The following is a 17,687-nucleotide window of genomic DNA, read 5'->3' on the forward strand; positions in this document are numbered from 1 at the left end:
CCGGCCATGGACCTCCAGCCCGCCACCGTCGCACAGATCTCCAACCGGTTCCTCGAGTACCAGTACGAGGTGCTCGGCATCGGTGCGCACATGCAGTCCGCGGACGTGACCGAGATCTGCATCAACCGTCCGGGCGAGCTGTACCTGGAAACCCGGGAAGGCTGGCGCCGCACGGACGTCCCGTCGCTGACTTTCGAGCGTGCACGCCAGTTCTGCACTTCGATCGTCAATGAAAGCAATACGGGCCAGCGGATCACCGATGTCGATCCCATGGTGTCGCTGACGTTTCCCACCGGGCAACGCGCGCAGTTCGTGATTCCGCCCGCATGCGATGCCGGCCGCGTGTCGATCACGATTCGGCTGCCGTCGCGCTACGCCAGGACACTCGACGAGTACGAACGCGACGGCTTCTTCGCCGAGATCCCCGAGGCGTCGGCGTCGATCAGCGACCAAGACCGGGAACTGCTCGAACTGCGCCGCGCGCGCGATTACGCCCAATTCTTCCGCCAAGCCGTCCGCTACCACAAGAACATCGTCGTGGCCGGCGCGACCGGCAGCGGCAAGACCACATTCATGAAATCCCTCGTCGACCATATCCCCGAGCAGGAGCGGCTGGTGACGATCGAGGACGCACGCGAACTCTTCCTGCGCCAACCGAACGTAGTGCATCTGCTGTACTCGAAGGGCGGCCAGAGCGCGAGCAACGTCACCGCCAAGAGCTGCATGGAGGCCTGTCTGCGGATGAAGCCGGACCGGATCATCCTCGCCGAGCTGCGCGGCGACGAGTCGTTCTACTTCATCCGCAACTGCGCCTCCGGCCACCCCGGTTCGATCACCAGTTGCCACGCCGGCAGCACCAGCCAGACCTGGGACCAGCTCGCACTGATGGTCAAGGCATCCGCCGAAGGCGCAGGTCTGGAGTTCGACGTGATCAAGCGTCTGCTGCGCATGACCATCGAGATCGTCGTCCACATCAAGGCACATGCAGGTCGACGCTTCATCACGGGCATCGACTTCGATCCCGAACGTGCGGTGGCAGCATGAGCCGGGCCTGCACACGCATGCATCTGCGCGCAGCGGTCTGCATGGCCCGGATGAGGAGGGCACACTGATGCTGCCCGGCATGGAACTGATGGGCTGCGCGGGGCTCGCTGTCCCCGCCGAGGTCATGCACCACGTGGTACAGGTCGAGTCCTCGTACAACCCGTTCGCGATCGGGGTGGTCGGTGGGCGGCTGGCGCGCCAGCCGCGGAGCCTCGAGGAAGCGCTGTCGACCAGCCGCATGCTCGAGCGCGAGGGCTACAACTTCTCGCTCGGCCTGGCACAGGTGAACCGGCACAACCTGCGCCATTACGGCCTCGACTCGCACGAGAAGGCGTTCGACATCTGCCCGAACCTGCGCGCTGGCGCGCAGATCCTGTCCGAATGCCATACGCGTGCCGGCGGCGACTGGGGCAAGGCCTTCAGCTGCTACTACTCGGGCAACTTCGTCACCGGCTACCAGCACGGCTACGTGCAGAAGGTGCTCGCCTCCTGGCAGGCGGTGGCGCCGGCGCAATCCATTCCGGTGATCCGCAATGGATCGGCTTCCGCTCCTCCTGCGCGCGTCAGCGGCGCTTCCGCGCAGTCCGCAAGAGTGGCCAGCCGCGTGCAGGAGGCGGCCCGCTCCCCGCAAACGGACGCGTCCGAAGTCGGGGCCGGGCTATCCGGGCGAGCAGCACCCGCAGACACGCCCGTGCACCTGCAGGCAGACGGGAATGCGCAGACCCCGTCGATCGGCCAGGCGCCTGGTGCCACATCGCTGCAGGTCGACGACGACGCCCCGGTCACGGTGCAACTCAGCGCTGCGCCGGCCCAGCAAGCCGCGCCGTCATCGAATACGCCTCGCCAAGCCGCACCACCGGGCCAGCCGGCCGACACCGCATTCGTGTTCTGAGCGAACCGGACGACATCGAACCTCCCACCGCCAACGCCAACGCCGAGGAAATCATCATGCAGAAGACCATCATTCCGGACCGCGCCCGCAACGCCCGCACGCAGCTGCGTGTCTCCCTCGCATGCGGGTCGCTCGCGCTGCTTCCGGTCGTCGCCTGGGCCCAGGACGTGGCGGGCGCGACCACGCGTGTGCAAAGCTTCTTCGGCAACATCAACGCGCTGTTGAACATCGCCTCGATTGCGGTCGTCACCATCGCAATCATCTTTGCCGGCTACCAGATCGCGTTCAACCACAAGCGCATCGGCGATGTCGCGCCCGTTCTCATCGGCGGTTTCCTGATCGGTGCCGCGGCGCAGATCTCCAAGATGCTGCTGCCCGGCGATGTCACGTCGACCGCGATGACCGTGATCCAGCTGCTCCCGGGTCATGCGTAAGGACATCCTGTTCCGGGGCTGCACGCGTCCATCGATGTTCATGGGCGTCCCCTACCTGCCGTTCGCGGTCGGGGCGGGCGCGTGCCTGTTGCTGACGTTCTACATCGACATGTTCTTCCTGGCCCTGCTGCCCTTCGTGATCATGGTCATGCGACAGATGGCGCGACGCGACGAGATGATCTTCAGGCTGCTCGGGCTGCGCTGGATGTTCCGGCTCAGGGCCCGGAATGTCAGCCGGGCCGCGGGTGTCTGGGTATTCACCGCCAACAGCTACCGGGCGGAGATCCACGACGGCCGAAGGACCTCCTGACCATGCGAGCGCCCGCCACGTCGATTGCCGAGTTCGTGCCCCTGTCGGCCCATGTGTCGCCGCACGTGGTCAAGACCACCGGCGGCGACTATCTGCTGACCTGGCGTCTGGGTGGCCTGCCGTTTGTCGGGCGCGACACCTGGGAACTCGAACATCGCCACGCAACGTTCAACCGCCTCCTGCAGACATTGCGCGCGCCGGATTTCGTCAACGTGGCGTTCTGGGTCCATGACGTGCGCAGACGGGGTCGCGTCGAGATGCCGGCCACATTCGCGCAGGCGTTCAACCAGTCGCTGTCCGACCATTACTTCGAAGCGCTCTCGACGCAGAAGATCATGCAGAACGAGCTGTACCTGACGATGATCTTCCGCCCGGTCGTCAGCGGGAAGAAGCTGATGGAGAAATCTTCCGACCTGGTGCGTCTGCAGGCCGAGCAGGACCAGGCGGTGGCCAAGCTCATCGAGCTTGCCGGCAATGTCGAGGCGGTCCTCAGGGACTACGCACCGGTGCGGCTGGGCATGTACTCGGGCGAGAACGGCGTGGTGTTCTCCGAAACGCTGGAGCTCTTCGCGTACCTGCTCAATCGCATCGACGCGCCGGTGCCGGTGCTGCGCGCACCGGTCTGCGACTACCTCGCGGTGAGCGGTCACACGTTCTCCGCCCGCACCGGGGACTTCGTGATCAGTACGCCCGGCGGCGGCAACCAGTACGGCGCGATCCTCAACATCAAGGAATACACCGACGCGACCTGGCCGGGCATCCTCAACGCGCTCAAGTACCTCGACTTCGAGTACGTGATCACGCACTCCTTCAGTCCGATGGGTCGCCAGGATGCCTTGAAGGTACTCGACCGCACCAAGGGGATGATGATCTCCTCCGGGGACAAGGCGGTCAGCCAGATCGGCGAGCTCGATCATGCGATGGACGAGATCGCCTCGGGCAACTTCGTGCTCGGCGAGTACCACTTCATCATGGCGCTCTACGCCCCGGACCAGCAGGCGCTGGCGCAGCAGATCGCCACGACACGCGCCGAGTTGTCCAACGCCGGCTTCGTGTCGGTGAAGGAGGACCTCGCTGTCTGCGCGTCGTTCTATTCCCAGCTGCCGGCGAACTGGAAATTCCGTACCCGGCTGGCCAACGTCAGCTCGCTCAACTTCCTGGGGCTCTCGCCGCTGCACAATTTCGCGACCGGCAAACGTACGCAGAATCCATGGGGAGAGGCGGTCACCGCGCTGCAGACCACCAACGGTCAACCCTATTACTTCAACTTCCACGCCACGCATCCGGCCGAGGATTCGCTTGGGGAGAAGGCGATCGCGAACACGATGGTGATCGGCAAGTCCGGCACCGGCAAGACGGCGCTGATCAACTTCCTGCTCAGCCAGGTGCAGAAGTTCGATCCCGTGCCCACGATCTTCTTCTTCGACAAGGACCGCGGCGCCGAGATCTTCGTGCGGGCCTGTGGCGGGGCCTATCTGGCGCTGGAGAACGGCGCGCCCACCGGTTTCAACCCGTTCCAGTGCGCGCACACCGAACCCAACGTCCAGTTCCTCGCCGGGCTGATCAAGGTGCTCGCCGGAAAGTCCCAGTACACCGCGCGTGAGGACGAGGACATTCACCGCGCGGTCGGGAGCATCCTCGACATGCCTCCCCAGCTGCGGTCGATGGGCAACTTCCAGAAGAGCCTGCCCAACATGGGCGACGACGGCCTGTTCGCGCGCCTGCGCAAGTGGACGGCCGGTAACGCACTGGGCTGGGTATTCGACAACCCGGTGGATGTCATCGACCTGGAGCGGGCCAGCATCATCGGTTTCGACTACACCGATGTGATCGACAACCCCGAAGTGCGCGTACCGGTCATCGGCTATCTGTTGCACCGGCTCGAAGCACTCATCGACGGCCGTCCGCTGATCTACGTCATGGACGAGTTCTGGAAGATCCTCGACGGCGGTGGTGCGTTGAAGGATTTTGCCAAGAACAAACAGAAGACCATCCGCAAACAGAACGGCTTCGGCATTTTCGCCACACAGAGCCCGGAAGATGCGCTGGCGAGCGACATCTCCGCAGCCCTGATCGAGCAGACGGCGACGCTGATCCTGCTGCCCAATCCGAACGCGTCGCGGAAAGACTACGTCGAAGGTCTGAAGCTGACCGAAGCGGAGTTCGAGGTCGTCCGCTCGCTCGACGAGCGTTCGCGCAGCTTCCTGGTCAAGCAGGGACACGGCTCGACCGTCTGCCAGTTGAACCTGCGCGGTATGGACGATGCGCTGGCAGTCATCTCGGCAAGCACCGACAACATCGAGATCATGCATCGGGTCGTTGCCGAGGAGGCGGCGTCTCTCGGAGTGGAGTACGGCGATCTAGATCCAGAAAGATGGTTGCCCGCGTTCTACGCACGGCGGAAAGGATCGGGACGCAACCGGCCGGTGCAGACCCGAGGCGAGCCAGTCGACCAACCCGAAGCCGCCGCGCTGGCGGATCGATGAGCTTTCCAACCCGCACCGGCACAGGAGGTGTCGCATGAGGTCCAGGACGATCCATCAGGCGAGGACGCACAGCCTCGAGAACGGCCTGCAACGCACGTTCGGACTCCGCTTCGGGTGGCCGCGCATGAGGCGCCGGTTCGTCTTCGCGATCGCAGCGGCGGCTGCCCTCGCGACAGGGGCAGCCGCAGCCGCGTGGCAGGTCCATGATCGCGAGACCTATCAGCAGGTCCAGCAGCTGCGCGACCGGATCGGCGGAGGCGGCACCACTACCGTTGTCGGCGAACTGCAGAAGGTCAACACGCGACTGCAGGTCGGTCACAAACCGACCGACGGGACCGTCGAACTCGTCGACGTGCCTGAAGGCGCGGTCGAGCTCGACCCGGCCGGGCCCTCGGCCGCGCCTTTGAGTATCGGCAGGCTTTGCCCATCGGGCGTAAGGAGCGGCCTTGGGCAGCAGCAGCGTACGCTGTGCCAGGAACTGGTGGAGACCGAACTCGCCCAGTACGCATTCGCGATACGCATGTTCGAACGTGCCGCGGAACACCACGCGCGTCTGGAATCGATCGAGCAGCGCCGACGCGCACTGGGCACCGAGGACTATGCCGACCTGCAGTCCAACTCGAACGAGCTGCTCGCGCTGACCGCGCTGATGGACAACGACCGTGACCGCTACCAGACCTATATGCGTGCCTATGAGGCGCGTGTCGCATATATCCGGCATACGCAAATCGCGCTGACCCGGAATGTATTCCGAGGCCGGGGCGGTGTGGACGTGCCCACCTCGTTGTAACGCATCTGGAGTTCGACATGGACAGTCTGGCCGGCTTCGCACAGTGGGCGTTCTTCGCGCTGGTCTTCGAGTTCCTCAACTCGCAGATCGCCTCGTTCCAGACCGGCCTGATCGCGCGTGGTACCCAATTCGTCAGTGGGCTCGCACTCACCCTGTGCACCCTCTGGGTGCTGCTGCAGGGATTCATGATCGTCACCGGGCGTAGCCGCGAATCGATGATGGGCCTGGTCGTCGGTTCGTTAAGAGTGTTTCTGATCGTCTCAGCCGCCACCGCGATGTCGTTCGCCGGCACCAATCTGACCAGCTTCCTCGCCGACGGACTGCCCAAGTCCATCAACACCATCGTGGCCGGCATCGACGAGAAGCCCGAGGATTCGATCGACAAGAACCTCAAGATCATGGGTCTGATCTTCGCCTTGGTCGACACAGTCGGAATCGGCGATAACGATCCACAGAACAAAGACAGTCAGAACCGTACGGTCGCGTTAACGGCCATCGGCATCGCCGGGCCATCTGTGGTCGGGGGCGCGATGTTGCTGCTGTACAAGATCGCGCTGGTGCTTTTCGTCGGCTTTGGGCCGTTGTTCATCCTGAGCCTGATGTTCGAACAGACCAAGGAACTGTTCAAACGATGGCTGCTCTACGGTCTCGGCACGATGTTCAGCCTCGCCGTCCTGTCATTCATGGTGTCGGTCGCCACGAAACTGGTGGCTATCACCGCCGCCGCCATGCTGTTGCAGTACACGCTGATCACCGAGGATGGGTTCGGTATACCCGGCGTCGTGCCTTCAGGTGGCCTCAACGCGGCGGCAATCCAACAAGGCGGAATCGGTTTGTTGATGTCGGTGCTCATGGTGATGGCGCCACCGATGGCCGCGATGTTCTTCAGCGGTACGCTTGGGCAGTTCGCGGCGAACTCCAGCTTTGGTAATGTCGGTCGCAACAGTACTGGCCAAGAGACGGACTACACGCAAAGAACTTCATCTGTTGAGCCGCCACCGTCTCATGGCACAACTACGACAGAAACCACGAAGAGAGTTGGGTAACGCTGCTGCGTTCGTCATGGAGGACGTGAAGTGAATTTACGTAGGTTCTGTGTTTTATTCGTTCTCATTGTTGTCTGCAGCGTCGGCTGGGCTCAGCAGCCTGGAACGGTTGAGTACAACACCGTATTTCTTCCTGCACACGGCGTTGGCGATACCCGCACGCCGATTCGAAACCAGTCTTGGGGGGCGTTCTCGATTGCGATGCTCGATGAGGGCGAAATATCAATGACTGGCTGGGCAATCAATCACGACACCGAGGCGAAGGCAGTACAAGCATCATTGGAAATGTGTTCTCGTCGCGGAGGGGTCGGCTGTGAAATCAATCTCGTTTTTATGAACCAGTGCGCGGCCGTTACGACCTCCGACGGTGGCACCTACGCGTCGAGAGATCGGACGCTGAGACTTGCGCGAAGCGCCGCCAGAAAGCCATGTCAATCGGACTGTCGGATTCTCTACGAAGGGTGTGCTCGCCCGAGGTAGAACGAAATGAGTGTTTCGCGCGCTGATTGAGTAGCAGTTTCAGAACTGGTGGACATAGGAAGCGCCGTAAGCAATCGGGTCAACCCGTGCGGTGCCCAGCTCGTTGCCATCCAGCCGCACCGCACTGTCGATGTCCATCCACCGCGCATCCAGCCGCAGCTTTCCGCGCCCGACCCGGATGTCTATGCCGGCGTGCAGCGCCAGCCCCCAGGAATCACCGAGTGCAAGCGTCGAGCCGGTCAACGCGCCGCGGGCCTCTTCTTCGAAGAACTTTGTGTAGTTGATGCCCGCGCCGGCGAAGGGGGCGAGGCGTGCCGTTGGTGCGAAGTGGTACTGCAGGCTCAACGACGGCGGCAGGTGCTTTGCGCTGCCGATATGGCCCATTCCGGCGATGTCGAGGTCATGGCGGAAGGGGGCGGCAGCGAGCAGTTCGACACCGAGTCCGTCCCGGATGAAGTACTCGACCGCGACGGTCGGTCGGGTACTGCTGCCGACCTTCAACGGCAACGTGCCGCCAGCCAACTGGCCGTTGTCGGATTTCGGGTTCACCTGGTGGACCCCCAGGGCGATGGTCCAGTCGCCGGCGGACTGGGCGGCGGCGGGGACGGCGAAGGACAGGCCGGCGAGAATGCACAGCATCAGGGCGGAACAGCGCATCGATGACTCCAAAGGCGGGGGAAACGCCGTCAGTGTCCGGTGACTGCATGTGCGCCGCCTTGATCGTGATCATTGCGCGCCGGCCGCGGGAGAGGCAGATGCAGTGCGCATTCCACGGGCGGAATCGTTACGCCGCGGATCACGACAGCGCTCCAGGAACCGGAAGCGATGTCGATGTTGATGCTGTGCCGTGCCGCCGTCGACACGGCACGTGCCACTACTCTAGAAAAATCAGCCAGGCCGCGACCACGATCAGCGCGAAACCGGCCCAGTGGTTCCACTTCAGCGGCTGATCGAGATACCAGGTCGAGAAGCCAGCGAACACCAGCAGGGTGATGACCTCCTGCATGCCCTTGAGCTGCGGCGCCGAGTAGACCGCAGCGCCGATCCGGTTCGCCGGGACCATCAGCATGTATTCGAAAAAGGCGATGCCCCAGCTGACGACGATGACCGTCAGGATCGGCACGCTGCGGTACTTGAGATGCCCGTACCAGGCGAACGTCATGAAGATGTTCGAGCCCACCAGCAGGAGGATGGGCAGATAACGCTCGTAGCCGGGCATGACGCGATTTCCGAAGGTGGAAGGGGCGGCGCAGATCGTAGCGCCAAGCCCGCCGTGACGCGGTCGGTCCACGAAATCTTCACAAATCCTGCACTGTGAAAGTGGGAAATTCACAAAGCTTAATCCACACGCACCCAGCTACGGAGTCGTTCATGCGCGCAGGTCAGGAACCCGGAGGCCTCGTCCTCATCGTCGAGGACAACCGCAACATTTCCGAGATGGTCGGCGAGTATCTGGAGGGTCGCGGCTTCGAGGTCGACTACGCCGCCGATGGTCTGGACGGCTACCGTCTGGCCACCGAAAACAACTACGACGTGATCGTGCTCGACCTGATGCTGCCGCGTCTGGACGGTATCGAAGTCTGCAAGCGCCTGCGCGAAGACGCGCGCAAGTCGACGCCGGTGCTGATGCTGACTGCGCGCGACACTCTCGACGAGAAGCTGACGGGCCTGAGCTCGGGCGCTGACGACTATCTGACCAAGCCCTTCGCGATCCAGGAACTCGAGGCGCGCCTGCGTGCGCTGATCCGCCGCGAGCGCCGCCAGGTCGGTTCGGAAGTGCTCAAGGTCGCCGACCTCGTGCTCGACCCGGCGAGCATGCGTGCCACACGCGGCGGCACCGAACTCCAGCTCTCGCCGATCGGCATGAAGCTGCTGACGATCCTCATGCGCGAATCGCCCCGTGTGGTGAACCGTCAGGAGATCGAGCGCGAGATCTGGGGCAACAGCCTCCCGGACTCCGACACCCTGCGCAGCCATCTCTACAACCTGCGCAAGATCATCGACAAGCCGTACGACAAGCAGCTGCTGCACACCGTCCAGAGCGCGGGCTACCGGATCGCCGACATCGAACAGTCGCCGGCGTGATCCGACGACGCGACGCCTGACGATGCCCCAGGGGCTCCCCAGTCGCATCCGTGATGCGTTCACCTTCCAGGCCGTCATCGCTGGAATGACGCTGATCGTCTGCGTGATGACCGCGGCCTTCATCGGTCGCGAGGTCGTCGCACGGCAGTGGCTGCAGGCTGAAGCCGATGCCTGGTGGCAGGCCAAGGTGACGGACGCGGCGTATCCCCCGCCGTTCGGTGTGAACCTGCAGGGGTACTTCGTACCGGCGGAAGGTGGCGAGCTGGAGGCCATCATCGGTGGAGACCGCGCGGTGGCGAACCTGCTGTGGTTCAAGGATGCGCCGGATGGGTTCTCCTCGCGGCGCGACACCGAAGGCGTGCTGCTGGTCGATCGACGCCCGGCTGGCGTGCTGTATCTGGCCGCGTCGCTGTCGCTGTTCGACCGCATCCTCGCGCTGGCCGCAGGCGGGCTGGCACTACTGTTGATGGCGACGATCTTCGTCGTCTCCTGGATGACCTACCGCACATCCAAGCGCTTGGTGTTGCCGATCCACCGGCTGGCCGACGAAGTGGGGCGCTGGAATCCGTCCGACAGCGATGACGGGGTCACCGCAGCGTTGACCACGCGCGACGATGCCGGACGCGAAGCGCAGGCATTGACCGGTGCCCTGCATGGCCTCGGCGAGCGGATCGGGGCGTTCGTGCGCCGCGAGCGGGAGTTCACCCGCGACGCCAGCCATGAGCTGCGCACACCATTGACCGTGATCCGCGTCGCCAGCGACATGATCGCGGCCGATCCTGCAACGCCGCCGCACCAGCAGCGTCCGCTGCTGCGCATCCGTCGGGCGACGCAGGACATGGAAGCGGTGATCGATGCGCTGCTGGTGCTCGCGCGCGAGCGCGGCGTCATGCCGCAGAGCGAAGTCTTCGACGTGGTGGAAGTGGTCGAAGAGGAACTCGACAAAGTGCGGCCGCTGTTCGACGGCAAGCAGCTGACGCTGGATCTCCAGATCCATGCAAGGCCGCGACTCGATGCGCCCCCGCGCGTGCTCGGCGTCATGCTCGGGCACCTGCTGCGCAACGGCTGGGCGTTCACCGAGACCGGCGGCGTTGAAGTGGTCGTCGACCGCGATCGCATCATCGTCCGCGACACCGGCATCGGCATGACGCCGGACGTGCTCAAGCGTGTCTACGACCCGTTCTATCGCGCCGATCCCTTTTCGCAGTCCGGCAAGGGCATCGGGCTGTCCATCGTGCGCCGCCTGGGCACGCGCTTCGGCTGGCCGGTGGCGCTCGACAGTACGCCCGACCAGGGCACCACGGTCACCATCGTGCTGGGCGACCGCCTCGTCTGAACCGACGCCTGCGCCGTGGCGGGGACCGGCGCATGGGACACAAAAAAATCGGTGCAGCGGTCAACTCCACGCCGCGCGATGCGTTAGCGTCTCCAGTTGCCCATCAAGACCGGACCCATGTCGACCCGTCCCAAGCCCCGTCGCCGCGCCGTATCGCGGTTCGTACCTGCCATCGTGATCGCCGTCGTTGTTGCGGGCGGCCTGTGGTTCTGGTCCCAGCGCAATGCAGCCGCCGCAGAAGGTGCCTGGCGCACCACGCCGGTCGAGCGCGGCGACATCCGCGTCGTGATCTCGGCTACCGGTACGCTCAGCGCGACCTCGACGGTCGTGGTCGGCAGTCAGGTCTCCGGCCAGATCACCGACGTCCTGGTGGACTTCAATGATCCGGTCGAACAGGGTCAGGTGCTCGCACGCATCGACCCGGCGACGTTCCAGGCGCAGATCGAACAGGGGTCGGCCCAGGTCAACAGTGCGCGGGCCTCGCTCGCGCAGGCACAGGCCAGCCTGCGCAACGCCCAGCTCGACTACGACCGCAAGGCATCGCTGGCCGGCCAGCAGCTGGTTGCGCGCAGCGATGTCGATCTCGCCCGCGCTGCGCTGGATCAGGCCAAGGCGCAGGCGACATCCGCCCAGGCGCAGATCGTGCAGCAGACCGCATCCACGCAGACCTCGCGCATCAACATGGAGCGCACGGTGATCCGCTCGCCGGTCGACGGCACGATCCTCACGCGTTCGATCGAACCCGGGCAGACCGTCGCCGCAAGCCTGCAGGCGCCTGAGCTGTTCACCATCGCCGAGGACCTGCGCAAGATGCGCATCGAACTCGCGGTGGACGAGGCCGACATCGGCCAGGTGCAGGTCGGCCAGACGGTGACGTTCACCGCCGATGCATTCAACGACCGCCGCTTCAACGGCACCGTCGAGCAGGTGCGGCTGGCGGCGACGACGACGAACAACGTGGTGACCTATCCGGTGGTCGTCGCGGTCGACAACGCCGACGGCACGCTGCTGCCTGGCCTGACCGTCAATGCGGAGATCGAAGTCAGCAACCGCGAGGACGTGCTGAAGATCGCCAATGCGGCGCTGCGTTATCGCCCGGCCGACGCCGCCGACATCGCCGCGGCCGCGCGTCCCGAAAGCGGCAATGCACCGCGCGGCGGCGGGTTGGCCGATGATCTCGCCGCCGCGGCTGCCGCAATGCAGCTCACCGCGCCCCAGCAGGCCGCGTTCGACACCGCGCTCGCCGCAATGCGCGAGCGCCAGCAGGGCCCGCGTCCTGGCGGCGCACAGGGCGGTCAGCGTGGCAATACCGGTGGCGGTCCGCCGCCGGGCATGACGATGGGCGGTGGCAGCAGTGATCCCAGCGTGCAGGCGCAGATCCGCCAGAGGATGATGGACCGCTTCCAGCAGACCTTCGCCGGCTTCACCGCGACGCTCGACGCCAACCAGCGCGCGCAGTGGAACCGCACACTGGCTGCGACCGTTGGCGCGACCCGCGTCACCGTGTACCGCCTGGTCGACGGACGTCGCGAAGCTGTGCCGGTGCGACTGGGCGCCAGCGACGGCAGCATGACCGAGGCCTCGGGTGGTGTGTCGGAAGGCGATCTGATCGTCACCGGCGAGCGCGCGGCGACCCGATGAGCACGGCCGACGTTGCGCCGCAGGCCGGCACCCGCCCGCCGGTCATCGAGACCCGCGGGCTGGAGAAGATCTATTCGGCCGGCACCGAGGCCGAAGTGGTCGCGCTCAAGGGCGTGCACATGTCGATCGCCCACGGCGAGTTCGTCGCGATCATGGGCCCGTCGGGCTCGGGCAAGTCGACGCTGATGAATCTGGTCGGCTGCCTCGACACGCCGACCGGCGGCCAGTACCTGTGCGACGGCATCGATGTCGCCACGCTCGACCGCGAGCAGCTGGCCGAGCTGCGCCGCGACAAGATCGGCTTCGTGTTCCAGGGCTTCAATCTGCTGCCGCGCATGACCGCGCTCGAGAACGTCGCGATGCCGCTCGGCTATGCGCGCGTGCCGAACGAGGAGCGCGCCGAACGTGCGCGCGAGGCGCTGGCCTCGGTCGGTCTGGAGAATCGCGGCACGCATCGTCCGAGCGAACTGTCGGGCGGTCAGCAGCAACGTGTGGCGATCGCACGCGCGCTGATCAACCGGCCGCCGGTGCTGCTCGCCGACGAACCCACGGGCGCGCTCGACACCAGGACCGGCGAGGAAATCCTCAGCCTGTTCAAACGTCTGCGCGACGACGGCCACACCGTCGTGCTGATCACCCACGATCCCGAGGTCGCCGCGCACGCCGACCGCACCTTCGTCATGCGCGACGGCGAGCTGCACGAGGAAGGCCCCTACGACACCCGCGCGCGCGCGCAGACCGGAGTCGCGTCATGACCTATCTCGACGTCCTGCGCACCGCGATCTTCGCGCTGCGCGGCAACTGGATGCGCAGCGCGCTGACGTCGCTGGGCGTCATCATCGGCATCGCCGCGGTCATCGTCATGGTGTCGGTGGGCCAGGGCACGCAGGCCGAGATCGATCGCATGGTGTCGGGCCTGGGTTCGCAGCGACTGGACATCTCGCCCGGCTCGCGGCGCACGCCGGGCGGCGCGCGGCAGGCGAGCAGCAGTTTCTTCACCTTGAACGAAGGAGACGCCGAAGCGATCCGCGGCGAGATTCCCGAAGTGCAATTGGTGTCGGGTTCGCTGCGTGGCAGCAGCCAGATCGTGTTCGCCGAAAAGAACTGGGCCAGCAGCTGGCAGGGCGTGCAACCGGACTTCTTCGAGATCAACGGCTGGACGGTCGTCGACGGCTCGGGCTTCGAGCCACAGGATTACAGCGGCGCCGGCAAGAACGTGATCATCGGTGAGACCGTGCGGCGTGAACTGTTCGGCGAGGACAGCGGCGTTGGGCAGACGGTGCGCATTGGGCGCACGCCGTTCGTGGTCGTGGGCGTGCTGAACTCGAAGGGGCAGGGCGGCTTCGGCCAGGACCAGGACGACGTGATGATGGTGCCGCTCGAAACCGGACGCCGGCGTCTGCTCGGCGCGATGGGCATGCCGGCGGGCGCGGTGATGCAGATCGCGTTGACGGTCGGCAACGCGGACGATCTGCCCTACGTGCAGGGCGAAGTGGAAGCGCTGCTGCGGCAACGTCATCGCATCGCGCCGGGCGCGGAAGACGATTTCAGCGTGCGCAACATTTCCGAGATCGTCGCCACGCGCACGGCGACGACACGCCTGATGTCATTGCTGCTCGGCGCGGTCGCGACGATCTCGCTGATCGTCGGCGGCATCGGCATCATGAACATCATGCTGGTCTCGGTGACCGAGCGGATCCGTGAAATCGGCCTGCGCATGGCGGTCGGTGCCGGACCCACCGATGTACGCCGCCAGTTCCTCGCCGAAGCGATGCTGCTCTCGCTCGGTGGCGGCGTGCTCGGCATCGCGATCGGCGTCGGCGGCGCCTTGCTGGTGGGCCGCTTCAGCGATCTGCCGACCGCGCTCAACAGCCAGATCGTGCTGCTGGCGGCGGGCTTCTCGGTCGCGACCGGTCTGTTCTTTGGCTACTACCCGGCGCGCAAAGCCTCGCAACTCGACCCGATCGACGCGCTGCGGCAGCAGTAAGGGTCGGCAGGGAAAGGGCGCCGGAAGGCGCCCTCTCTTCAGGTGCGTCCGCGCAGGCGGCACGTGCAGACCCGGACGGCTCAGCGCACCAGGTACGGCCCGATGATGTCCCGCCACAGGACATAGCCGGCGGCGTTCATATGCAGGCGATCCGCGATGAACAGGTCTTCGCGGGGGACCCCGTCGGCGTCCAGCATCGGCGTGAAGACGTCGATGTACGCGACGTTCCGCTGGGTCGCTGCCCAGGTGCGCAGTGCGTCGTTGGCGTCGCGCTGGATGCCGAGCAGGTGCGCGCGCGACGGGCTGGGCTTGATGCCGAGCAACGCGATCGGCGTGCCGGGCTGGACGGACCGGATGCGCGCCACGAAGGCTTCGGTGTCTGCAAGCACCTGCGCGGCGCTACGGCCTTCCGACACGTCGTTGTCACCGGCATACAGTACGATCTGCCGCGGCCTGTAGCGCAGCGCGACCTCGTCCGCATACCAGATCGCGTCGCGGACCTGCGAACCGCCGAAGCCGCGGTTGAGCACCGTGACGTCCGGAAAGTCGGCAGCCAGCGTCTCCCACATGCGCACCGACGAACTGCCGGTGAAGACGATGGGGCGCTCCGGGGGCGGTGTGACGGCATCCTCGGCGGCGAAACGCGCCATGTCGGCGGCCCATTCGGACGAGGACACCGGGTCCAGATCGGCTGGCACGCCGCCGCCGCTGGTGCAGCCGGTGAGCAGGCCGGCTGCCAGCAGCACCCCGGCACACAGGGCCCGGCAGCTGCGGAAGACATGGGACATACGCATCGCGTCGCTCCTGGAAAGATCCGGCGGGCAGTCAAACAGTCGCCGCCCTGCAATGCAAACCGCTGCCACCGTCGCGACGCGGACGATGTGTCAGAATTGCCGCAACGCGACTGCCTGACGCTCCGGCCCACCATGTCACCGACTGTTCCGCGGCCCGCGCATGGCCGCAGCGTGGCGCGCCCCGTGCGCGGTGTCGTTCGGCAGGGGCCCTGACCCGTGGCAGACGGGATCGGTCATCGCCCGCGCGGTTTCGGCCGCATGCTCCAGGCAGCCGTCTGGTCATGCCAGGGTCTGCGTGCGGCCTGGCTGCACGAGTCTTCGTTCCGGCTTGAGGTGTATCTGCTGGCGGTGCTCGCGCCACTGGCGCTCTGGCTGGGTGCCGATGGCGTAGAACGTGCGCTGCTGCTCGGCAGTTGTCTGCTGGTGCTGGCCGTGGAACTGCTGAACTCGGCGATCGAAGCCGTGATCGAGCGCTACGGCCCTGAATTCCACGAACTCGCGGGCCGGGCCAAGGACATGGGCTCGGCCGCGGTGTTCGTCACGATGGTCAATGTAGTGGTGGTGTGGGGCCTGATCCTGCTGCCGCGCTGGCTGTGAGCGTGGTGGCGGCCGGGCGCCGCGCCGATCGAATCTCAATGAGGATGTGTCACCGATGATGGAATTGATTACCGACCCGCAGGTCTGGATCCTGCTGATCACGCTCAGTGCGATCGAAATCGTGCTCGGCATCGACAACCTGGTCTTCATCTCGATCGCGGTAGCCAAGCTGCCGGTCGAGCAGCGCGAATTCGCGCGCAAGTTCGGCATCGCGGTGGCGTGCATCACGCGCATCGGCCTGCTGCTGATGCTGGCCTGGCTGGCCGGCTTGACCGAGCCGCTGTTCGAACTGTTCGGCCGCGGCATCTCGGTCCGCGATCTGGTGCTGATCCTCGGCGGCCTGTTCCTGATCGTGAAGGGCGCGATGGAGATCCGCGAGCAGCTCAAGGGCGAGGACGGTGAAGCGCACGGCACGCTCGGCAAGGCGACCGCCTCGTTCGGCGCGGTGATCGCGCAGATCGCGGTCATCGACATCGTGTTCTCGCTGGACTCGGTGATCGCCGCGGTCGGCATGGCCGGCGATTACGTGCCGGTGATGGTCTGCGCGATTCTGCTGGCGGTCGCGGTGATGTTGCTGGCGGCGCAGCCGCTGGGCAAGTTCATCGACGCGAACCCGACGGTGAAGATGCTGGCACTGGCATTCATCGTGCTGATCGGTGCCTACCTGCTGCTCGACGGCCTGGGCGTGCATGTGCCCAAGGGCTACATCTACGGCTCGATGGGTTTCTCGGCCGCGGTCGAGATGCTGAACCTGTGGGCCAAGCGCAACGCGATGCGCGTGCGCGGCGAGCGCACGCCGCCAGTGAACGAGCCGACCGATCCGTTGCCGCGCTGATCCGATGACGATCCTCCATCAGATCGATCCGATCGCGGTCCACCTGCCACAGGTGGGCCCCTTCCAGCCGTCGATCCACTGGTACGGCCTGATGTACCTGCTGGCCTTCGGCACGGCGTGGCTGCTCGGTCGCAGCCGCATCCGTGCGGGCCGACTGCCGGGCGTCAATGTCGAGCAGTTCGGCGATCTGCTGTTCTACGGGATCCTCGGCGTGATCCTCGGCGGCCGGATCGGCTACGTGCTGTTCTATGCCTTCGGTGATCTGCTGCGCGACCCGCTGATGCTGGTCAAGGTCTGGGACGGCGGCATGAGCTTCCACGGTGGCCTGCTCGGCGTGCTGGTCGCGGCCTGGTGGTGGACGCGCAAGCAGGGCCTGCACTTCTTCGATGTCATGGATTTCGTCGCGCCGTGGGTGCCGCCGGGTCTCGGTCTCGGCCGCGTCGGCAACTACATCGGCGCCGAGTTGTGGGGCAAGTACACGCAGGCCGGCTGGGGCGTGGTGTTCCCGACCGATCCCGCGTTTCGCGGCTGGTCGGCCGAACGCCTGCAGAGCGAATTCGCAACCGGCGCGCTGGACCAGTTCGCCCGCCATCCCTCGCAGCTCTATCAGGCATTTCTCGAAGGCCTGGTGATGTTCGTCGTGCTGTGGTGGTTCTCGCGCAAGCCGCGGCCGCGCTACGCGGTATCGGGCCTGTTCGCGCTGCTGTACGGCGTGTTCCGCTTCATCGTCGAGTTCGTCCGCGTGCCCGATGCCGAGCTCGGCTATCTGGCGTTCGGCTGGCTGACGATGGGCCAGGTGCTGTCGCTGCCGCTGATCGCGCTGGGCCTGTTCCTGCTGTGGCGTTCGCGCAGTGCGCCGACCCTGCAGCCGGTGCCGCCCGCGGCCACCGTCGAGACGAAGTAAGCGATGCACGCATCGCCCCGCATGAT

General features: G+C 65.6%; 19 protein-coding genes. 16 read left to right on the forward strand and 3 right to left on the reverse strand.

All coding sequences use genetic code 11. The features are described from left to right. Window positions 1-6 precede the first annotated feature (6 nt). The 8 genes from virB11 (at window position 7) to AC3A4E_RS05310 (ending at window position 7,482) form a co-directional block, all read left to right on the forward strand. Window positions 7-1,044 (forward strand): P-type DNA transfer ATPase VirB11, encoded by a 1,038-nt coding sequence (gene virB11, locus AC3A4E_RS05275; protein ID WP_487630494.1) that lies wholly within the window; start codon window positions 7-9, stop codon window positions 1,042-1,044. Between the two features lie 79 nt (window positions 1,045-1,123). Then, on the forward strand, window positions 1,124-1,936 hold the full coding sequence (locus AC3A4E_RS05280; RefSeq protein ID WP_487632023.1) for a lytic transglycosylase domain-containing protein: 813 nt from the start codon (window positions 1,124-1,126) through the stop codon (window positions 1,934-1,936). A 56-nt stretch (window positions 1,937-1,992) separates the two neighbouring features. Continuing rightward, entirely contained in the window at window positions 1,993-2,370 is a 378-nt protein-coding gene (locus tag AC3A4E_RS05285; protein ID WP_487630495.1) for a TrbC/VirB2 family protein, read from the forward strand. Next, a complete protein-coding gene (locus tag AC3A4E_RS05290; RefSeq protein WP_487630496.1) occupies window positions 2,363-2,680 on the forward strand; it encodes a VirB3 family type IV secretion system protein in 318 nt (105 codons plus the stop codon). The genes AC3A4E_RS05285 and AC3A4E_RS05290 overlap by 8 nt, the downstream gene beginning before the upstream one ends. Before the next feature lie 2 nt (window positions 2,681-2,682). Beyond that, window positions 2,683-5,166 carry a VirB4 family type IV secretion/conjugal transfer ATPase gene (locus AC3A4E_RS05295; RefSeq protein WP_487630497.1) on the forward strand — a complete coding sequence of 828 codons (2,484 nt, stop codon included), beginning with the start codon at window positions 2,683-2,685 and terminating at the stop codon, window positions 5,164-5,166. A 34-nt stretch (window positions 5,167-5,200) separates the two neighbouring features. Then, a complete protein-coding gene (locus AC3A4E_RS05300; RefSeq protein WP_487630498.1) occupies window positions 5,201-5,956 on the forward strand; it encodes a hypothetical protein in 756 nt (251 codons plus the stop codon). 17 nt (window positions 5,957-5,973) lie between these two features. Continuing rightward, window positions 5,974-7,002: a TrbL/VirB6 family protein gene (locus AC3A4E_RS05305; protein WP_487630499.1), complete on the forward strand. Its 1,029-nt coding sequence runs from the start codon at window positions 5,974-5,976 to the stop codon at window positions 7,000-7,002. Window positions 7,003-7,032: 30 nt separating this feature from the next. After that, window positions 7,033-7,482 carry a DUF4189 domain-containing protein gene (locus tag AC3A4E_RS05310; RefSeq protein WP_487630500.1) on the forward strand — a complete coding sequence of 150 codons (450 nt, stop codon included), beginning with the start codon at window positions 7,033-7,035 and terminating at the stop codon, window positions 7,480-7,482. A 39-nt stretch (window positions 7,483-7,521) separates the two neighbouring features. Here AC3A4E_RS05310 and AC3A4E_RS05315 read toward each other — a convergent pair whose 3' ends face one another. Then, window positions 7,522-8,139 (reverse strand): OmpW/AlkL family protein, encoded by a 618-nt coding sequence (locus AC3A4E_RS05315; RefSeq protein ID WP_487630501.1) that lies wholly within the window; start codon window positions 8,137-8,139, stop codon window positions 7,522-7,524. A 217-nt stretch (window positions 8,140-8,356) separates the two neighbouring features. Beyond that, window positions 8,357-8,701 carry a DMT family protein gene (locus AC3A4E_RS05320; protein WP_487630502.1) on the reverse strand — a complete coding sequence of 115 codons (345 nt, stop codon included), beginning with the start codon at window positions 8,699-8,701 and terminating at the stop codon, window positions 8,357-8,359. Window positions 8,702-8,853: 152 nt separating this feature from the next. Here AC3A4E_RS05320 and AC3A4E_RS05325 point away from each other — a divergent pair, with 152 nt between their 5' ends. From AC3A4E_RS05325 to AC3A4E_RS05345, 5 genes are all read left to right on the forward strand, one after another. Then, on the forward strand, window positions 8,854-9,567 hold the full coding sequence (locus AC3A4E_RS05325) for a response regulator transcription factor (protein WP_159680050.1): 714 nt from the start codon (window positions 8,854-8,856) through the stop codon (window positions 9,565-9,567). A gap of 22 nt (window positions 9,568-9,589) precedes the next feature. Continuing rightward, window positions 9,590-10,903, forward strand: a complete 1,314-nt coding sequence (locus tag AC3A4E_RS05330; protein WP_487630503.1) for a sensor histidine kinase — start codon at window positions 9,590-9,592, stop codon at window positions 10,901-10,903. A gap of 117 nt (window positions 10,904-11,020) precedes the next feature. Continuing rightward, window positions 11,021-12,544 carry an efflux RND transporter periplasmic adaptor subunit gene (locus tag AC3A4E_RS05335; protein ID WP_487630504.1) on the forward strand — a complete coding sequence of 508 codons (1,524 nt, stop codon included), beginning with the start codon at window positions 11,021-11,023 and terminating at the stop codon, window positions 12,542-12,544. Further along, window positions 12,541-13,299: an ABC transporter ATP-binding protein gene (locus tag AC3A4E_RS05340; RefSeq protein ID WP_487630505.1), complete on the forward strand. Its 759-nt coding sequence runs from the start codon at window positions 12,541-12,543 to the stop codon at window positions 13,297-13,299. The genes AC3A4E_RS05335 and AC3A4E_RS05340 overlap by 4 nt, the downstream gene beginning before the upstream one ends. Beyond that, complete coding sequence (locus AC3A4E_RS05345; RefSeq protein ID WP_487630506.1) at window positions 13,296-14,531, forward strand: ABC transporter permease; 1,236 nt, start codon at window positions 13,296-13,298, stop codon at window positions 14,529-14,531. The genes AC3A4E_RS05340 and AC3A4E_RS05345 overlap by 4 nt, the downstream gene beginning before the upstream one ends. A gap of 80 nt (window positions 14,532-14,611) precedes the next feature. Here the strand turns inward: AC3A4E_RS05345 and AC3A4E_RS05350 are convergent, their stop codons facing one another. After that, a complete protein-coding gene (locus AC3A4E_RS05350; RefSeq protein ID WP_487632024.1) occupies window positions 14,612-15,319 on the reverse strand; it encodes an SGNH/GDSL hydrolase family protein in 708 nt (235 codons plus the stop codon). A 222-nt stretch (window positions 15,320-15,541) separates the two neighbouring features. On the opposite strand from AC3A4E_RS05350, the gene AC3A4E_RS05355 reads away from it, so the two are divergent. From AC3A4E_RS05355 to lgt, 3 genes are read left to right on the forward strand one after another with little or no spacing between them, the layout of a single operon-like run. Then, complete coding sequence (locus AC3A4E_RS05355) at window positions 15,542-15,922, forward strand: diacylglycerol kinase (RefSeq protein WP_487630507.1); 381 nt, start codon at window positions 15,542-15,544, stop codon at window positions 15,920-15,922. Window positions 15,923-15,977: 55 nt separating this feature from the next. Further along, window positions 15,978-16,757 (forward strand): TerC family protein, encoded by a 780-nt coding sequence (locus tag AC3A4E_RS05360; protein ID WP_487630508.1) that lies wholly within the window; start codon window positions 15,978-15,980, stop codon window positions 16,755-16,757. A 4-nt stretch (window positions 16,758-16,761) separates the two neighbouring features. After that, entirely contained in the window at window positions 16,762-17,661 is a 900-nt protein-coding gene (gene lgt / locus AC3A4E_RS05365) for a prolipoprotein diacylglyceryl transferase (protein WP_487630509.1), read from the forward strand. Window positions 17,662-17,687 lie beyond the last annotated feature (26 nt).

This window comes from Luteimonas sp. Soil_N_1 (assembly GCF_057656255.1).